This window comes from uncultured Granulicatella sp. (genome assembly GCF_938030755.1).
Classification (GTDB): domain Bacteria; phylum Bacillota; class Bacilli; order Lactobacillales; family Aerococcaceae; genus Granulicatella.
In genome coordinates, this window is record NZ_CALHIF010000053.1 from 1 (window position 1) to 3,880 (window position 3,880).

5 protein-coding genes are annotated in these 3,880 nt (G+C 36.0%); 1 reads left to right on the forward strand and 4 read right to left on the reverse strand.

The annotated features are described in order from the left end of the window. The 4 genes from purB to truB all read right to left on the reverse strand — a co-directional run. Positions 1–1,268, reverse strand: a 1,268-nt coding sequence (purB, locus tag Q0594_RS05300) for an adenylosuccinate lyase (protein WP_298730254.1), incomplete at its 3' end; no start/stop codon positions are given. Positions 1,269–1,277: 9 nt separating this feature from the next. Continuing rightward, a complete protein-coding gene (locus tag Q0594_RS05305) occupies positions 1,278–1,709 on the reverse strand; it encodes a GNAT family N-acetyltransferase (RefSeq protein WP_298730256.1) in 432 nt (143 codons plus the stop codon). 6 nt (positions 1,710–1,715) lie between these two features. Then, complete coding sequence (gene ribF / locus Q0594_RS05310) at positions 1,716–2,666, reverse strand: riboflavin biosynthesis protein RibF (protein ID WP_298730258.1); 951 nt, start codon at positions 2,664–2,666, stop codon at positions 1,716–1,718. A gap of 13 nt (positions 2,667–2,679) precedes the next feature. Next, on the reverse strand, positions 2,680–3,582 hold the full coding sequence (gene truB / locus Q0594_RS05315) for a tRNA pseudouridine(55) synthase TruB (RefSeq protein ID WP_298730260.1): 903 nt from the start codon (positions 3,580–3,582) through the stop codon (positions 2,680–2,682). Between the two features lie 138 nt (positions 3,583–3,720). Here truB and Q0594_RS05320 point away from each other — a divergent pair. Next, the coding region (locus Q0594_RS05320; RefSeq protein ID WP_298730262.1) for a DegV family protein at positions 3,721–3,880 on the forward strand (160 nt) is incomplete at its 3' end.

The following is a 3,880-nucleotide window of genomic DNA, read 5'->3' on the forward strand; positions in this document are numbered from 1 at the left end:
CAAGAAATCTGTCTTCTACTTAATGCCTCTTCATCTTTCGTTCTATTTGAAAATTTTAAAACTTGACTCTTATCCCCTGGTTGTTCTTCTAAAACAGCGCGGAATGGAAGTTTTTCGTCCCATGCTTGTGCTGTACATGGTTGTCCTAAATCATAAGCTTTTTCTCGACTCATGCCTTTATCGATTAGTTTTAGTAACACACGTTGGCTATAGATTAAGCCAAAAGTCGCATCCATATTACGTAACATGTTTTCTGGGAACACCGTCAAGTTTTTAACAATATTACCGAAACGACGAAGCATATAGTTTAGTAAAATCGTGCTATCTGGAATGATAATACGTTCAGCTGAAGAATGTGAAATATCACGTTCATGCCATAAGTTCACGTTCTCATACGCTGTAACCATATGTCCTCTGATGACACGAGCCAGTCCTGCCATATTTTCAGATCCGATTGGATTACGTTTATGTGGCATTGCTGAAGAACCTTTTTGACCTTTTGCAAAAAACTCCTCCACTTCACGTGTTTCAGATTTTTGAAGCCCACGGATTTCTGTTGCAAATTTCTCGATACTCGTTGCAATTAACGCAATTGTAGACAGGTAATCCGCATGTAAGTCACGAGATAAAATCTGTGTAGAGATTTCTTGAGGACGAATTCCTAGCTTTCCACACACATAGTCTTCAACTTCTGGTGGAATATTCGCAAATGTTCCCACTGCTCCACTGATTTTACCAGCTTCAACACCTTGGGTAGCACGTTCAAATCTCTCTATATTCCGCTTCATTTCTGAATACCATAACGCTAATTTCAAACCAAACGTGGTTGGTTCAGCATGAACTCCATGCGTTCTACCCATACATACTGTATCTTTGTAGGCTAATGCTTTTTCTTTAATGATTTCTAGGAAGTCTGCTAAGTCTTTACGTAAAATATCGTTGGCTTGTTTTAACTGATAGCCATAAGCAGTATCCACTACATCTGTACTCGTTAATCCGTAGTGAACCCATTTCTTTTCTTCTCCAAGACTTTCAGAGACACATCTTGTAAATGCAACAACATCATGTCTAGTTTCTTCTTCAATTTCTAAAATACGTTCTGCAGAAAATTTAGCATTTTGGCGTATTTTTTCTACATCTTCCTTCGGAATCTCTCCAAGCTTTGCCCACGCTTCAGCTGCTAAAATTTCAACTTCTAGCCAACAATTATAACGATTTTCATCGGACCAAATTTTTGCCATTTCTGGACGTGTATAACGTGTAATCATGATTTCCTCCTAATACAACTCCATAGTAACGTGTTTGATTCCAACAATATCATACGGCTCTGAAACGACTTCAAAACCAAGTGATTCATATAGTTCTTGTAATTGTGCTTGCGCATGAACCTCGATTACGTTATCTACAAACCACTCTTTACATACTTCTTTAGCTCGTTCTAACAACGCTCGACCTTTTCCTTTGCCTCGGTATCGTTTGTCTATCAGTACTCTACCAAGACTAACTTTATCTTCTTCAGGGATAATTCGTAAATAAGAAATCACTTCCCCAGCATCATTCATTTCAAATAGATGCCATGATTTTTTGTCCATATCGTCAATTTCTTGGTAATTTAAATCTTGGCCGACGATAAAAGTTTTGATTCTAGCTTTGTAAATCGCAACAACTTCTTCCTTCGTTAGTTCATCATAGTTCTTTAAATACCACATAGAGAATCAACCTCTCTCTGTCTTGAAATAATTTCTTGTGTTTTGTTCATCTTTCTTTAATTGAGCGATTAACGCATCAATGCCGTCAAATTTCAATTCTGGTCTTAAATACTTCAACCATTTGACACGAACAGGCATATGATATATATCTTTATCAAAATCAATCAAGTTTACTTCAATCGTTACTTTATGGACATCATCAAAAGTTGGATTAATCCCAATTGATGCCATTCCTGGAATCCATTTTCCTTCTACTAGCATTTCAACAACATAGACCCCATTTTTTAGAAGGAATGTATCGTTTGACACTTCAATATTCGCTGTTGGGAATCCAAGCATTTTACTACCTCGTCCAAAGCCGTGAACAACAATCCCATCCATAATGTACTCGTAACCTAACAAATCGTTAGCTTTTTCAATTTCACCTTGTAGTAGTAGATCTCGTACAGCAGTAGAACTAATCTTTCCATTATCTTTCTTTTGTTCAGCAATCGAAATAATCTCAAAACGATTAGAAGCGTACTTTGGTAACAATTCCATATTCGCAATATCTCGTTTACCATAAGTATAGTCAAATCCCGCAACAACAACTTTTGCGTTTAATCCAACAATATATTGATCGACAAATTCTTGCGGAGAAAGGGCTCCAAATTCCTTTGTAAAATCTACTAAATAGAAAATATCGATACCTAGTTCTTCTAATAATTCCTTCTTACGTTCTAGTGGTGAGACATATTGAATGCTATTAGGATCTACATTTTGGAAAATAACAGATGGATGTTGGTTAAAAGACATCACTGCTACTTTATAACCGCGCTTCTCTGCGACTTTTTTTGCTGTAATAATCACCTCTTTATGCCCTAAATGAATTCCATCAAAAAATCCTAAAGCGAGTACAATCGGTTCCTGAACAATACACTCTTTAGTATAAGGGTGTGATAACTCAATTGTTTGCATTCTTCTCTCCTTTCTAAAACATTTTTATCGGTTTTAATAAGCCTTTTTTAATAGGATGTGGACCGTAAATTGCTATAAGTTGGTCTCCATAATAACAAGCAGTCGGTGCAACAATTTGTGGAAACTCATCTTGTGTTAAAAGGGCACCATTTTTAAAACGGATAAATTCATCCTTTGTTAAAATTATTCGAGGATATTCATCGAATACAATATCTACTGGTTTTAGTGCTTCTTGAACTTTATCGTTTACAACAAGTTCATTTAGCTGCTCTAATGTAATGCAATCATCTGCATGAAAAGGTCCACTTTTTACACGGGTTAATTGTGACATATGAGCTTCAACACCCAACGATTTTCCTAAATCAACAGAAAGTGTTCGAACATAAGTCCCTTTGCTACAGCTCACTTCAAACTTCCATGATTGCGTCTTCTTATCTTCATTATACACTGGCACTGAAATCCGTTTGAAGTCGAAAATTGTTGCTTTACGAGAAGGTCGTTCCACTTCTTCTCCGGATCTTGCGTATTCATAGAGTCGTTTCCCATTCACTTTAACTGCAGAATACATTGGCGGAATTTGAGTAATTTCTCCAATAAACTCCTGCATTTTTTCGTCAATTTCTTGATTTAAAAAAGGTGTTTCAATTGGCGTTGTAGATACAATATTTCCATGTGCGTCTTCCGTCTCAGTTGAAAATCCTAATGTGGTTTCTCCCTTGTAGACTTTATTGGCTTCATGAAGATTCTCAACAACCTTAGTCGCTTTCCCAATACAAATCGGTAGCACTCCATCTACTTCAGGATCCAGCGTTCCAGAATGGCCTACTTTTTTTGTTTTTAATATTTTTCTGACTTTATAGACACAGTCGAATGACGTCATGCCTTTTTCTTTCCATAATGGAAGGATTCCATCCATCACTTTCATCCTTTCAAGCTTACATTTGCTTACTTATTGTAACATAATTCAACCTTTTCCTCATTGATATTGAATATAGGTTTTTATTTGAAAAATATGCTATTATAAGATGTAAACTAATTTGATAGGAGTGACTTTATGTCTAGAGTATATATTGTAACGGACTCGACAGCAGATTTAACTGAAGAGGAAGTAAAACAATTTGAAATCTCCATCGTACCAATGAATATTTCAATCGATGATGAAAACTATATCGATGGTGTAACGATTACTAAAGATGAATTTAAACAAAAAATGA